The organism is Flagellimonas halotolerans (assembly GCF_035818535.1).
Taxonomy (GTDB): domain Bacteria; phylum Bacteroidota; class Bacteroidia; order Flavobacteriales; family Flavobacteriaceae; genus Flagellimonas; species Flagellimonas halotolerans.
Map to the genome: position 1 here is coordinate 1 of NZ_JAYKYV010000031.1, position 1,751 is coordinate 1,751.

Sequence of the window (1,751 nt, forward strand, 5' to 3'; positions counted from 1 at the left end):
AAAGAAGCCGTCTCATTTCACAGAATGGGGCGGTTTTTTAATTTGGTGTCTTTGACCTCTTAATTTTCCTATTTTGGTGAAGGGATAAATTTTCCAAGTGGCCCTATGCCGCTTTTTTGCGCATATTGTGGGCCAATGCGTGCAATCCGAACTCCAATTCCACCTTTTTGATTCCTTTATGGGTAAATCGTTTGAAGTTACGGTTCGATTTGATATGACCGAACACCGGTTCCACATCCGCGGTCCGTCTTTTTCGCCTTTCTATGCCCTCTTCGCTGGTGAGCCTTTTCCTGACGGCCTCTTTGTGACGTTCCAGTTGGTGGTTGCGCTCTACTTTTCGGTCGTATTTTGACTTATGGCACATTCCGCGCAGTGAGCAGCCCTGGCAGTTCCTGGCCTGGTAAATACTGGTTGTTTGCCGGTAACCGGATTTGGTGGTCCTTTTCTGATCGTGTGTTCGCTCCATATGCTGTCCCATCGGGCATACGTAATAGTCACCTTCCGCATTATAGTGTAGGTTATTTCTGTTAAAATCGTCCTTTCCATTTTTCTTTTTCTTGGATTTGTAGGTCTGTTCCTCTTTGTCAAAGGTGTTGTACTTCACGTAGCCCTCGATTCCCACATTTTCAAGGTACCCATAGTTCTCCTCACTGCCGTAGCCGGCATCGGCGGTCAGGTTTTCGGGGAGTGCCCCGTAAAGGTATTCATAGGTCTGCAGGTGCGGTTTGAGCGTGTGGATGTCATTGGTGGTCTGGTGGAGACTGTAATGGATGATAAACTGTGACTCGGAACTGATCTGTACGTTGTAACCGGGCTTGAGCTGCCCGTTCTGCATATGGTCCTCTTTCATCCGCATGAAGGTGGCGTCGGGATCGGTCTTGCTGTAACTGTTGCGCCCGGCCAGTAGCGCTTCCTGCCCTTCGTACTTTTCTATATTGGCGGGAAAGTGCTTTTCAATGTACCGTGCTTTGGCCCTCTGTTTGCTGCCGACCCCGGGGTTTCCCTTGAGTATTTTATTGATCTTTTGGGCGGTCCTTTCCACTTTCTCCCTGTCCATTTTCGTGAAGTCCGGTGGTGTTGGATCTTTGTCCTCTTCATCGGCCACGCTCTGGGCGTACTGCCAAAGCTCTTCCAGCTGTTCTGACATTTTCTCCCTGCGCGTTTTGATGGCATTGCCCCATACAAAGGTGTACCGACCTGCCATAGACTCTATCTTGGTGCCATCGGTAAAGACTTCCTTAAGGGTGACCAGTCCTTCCTCGGCCAGGAGCAGTACCACCTGCTTGAAGATATCCTTGAAGATGGTCTTGAGTTTTTTGCTACGGAAACGGGCGATGGTGTTGTGATCGGCTACCTGTCGGGCGGACAGCCACATATAATTGATGTTCTCGCGCATGGCCTTTTCGATCTTCCTGGAGGAGTAGGTGTTGTCCATATAAGCATAGACCATTACCTTGAGCATCATTTTGGGATGGTAGCTCGGTTTACCCTCCCGGCTGTACTCTGCAACGAGCAACCCTAGGTCAAGTTGTTCGATCACCCCATTGACCACACGCACCGGATGGTTCTGCGGGATCAGTTCTTCTATGCTGGGTGGAAAAAGCCAATTTTGCTGTTGGTTGTAATCTTGAAAATTGGTGTTCATGCGTCTGGTTATCAGACTATAATTTACGCTAAATACAGGATGAAAACAAGCAAATGCTCCTGTATATTCAATAAAAAAGCTGTCCCGGTTATGAGACAGCTTCTTT

At 48.4% G+C, this 1,751-nt stretch carries 1 protein-coding gene; it reads right to left on the reverse strand.

Annotated elements, in window-relative coordinates; translation table 11 throughout:
* Window positions 1–103 precede the first annotated feature (103 nt).
* The gene (locus VM932_RS16635) at window positions 104–1,645 is read right to left on the reverse strand and encodes an IS1182 family transposase (RefSeq protein ID WP_326280411.1); all 1,542 of its coding nucleotides are present in this window, start codon (window positions 1,643–1,645) and stop codon (window positions 104–106) included.
* Window positions 1,646–1,751: the final 106 nt, after the last annotated feature.

Excerpts from the sequence above, each read along its gene's own strand:
- VM932_RS16635 (WP_326280411.1), bottom strand. The coding sequence starts at position 1,645 with ATGAACACCAATTTTCAAGATTACAACCAACAGCAAAATTGGCTTTTT.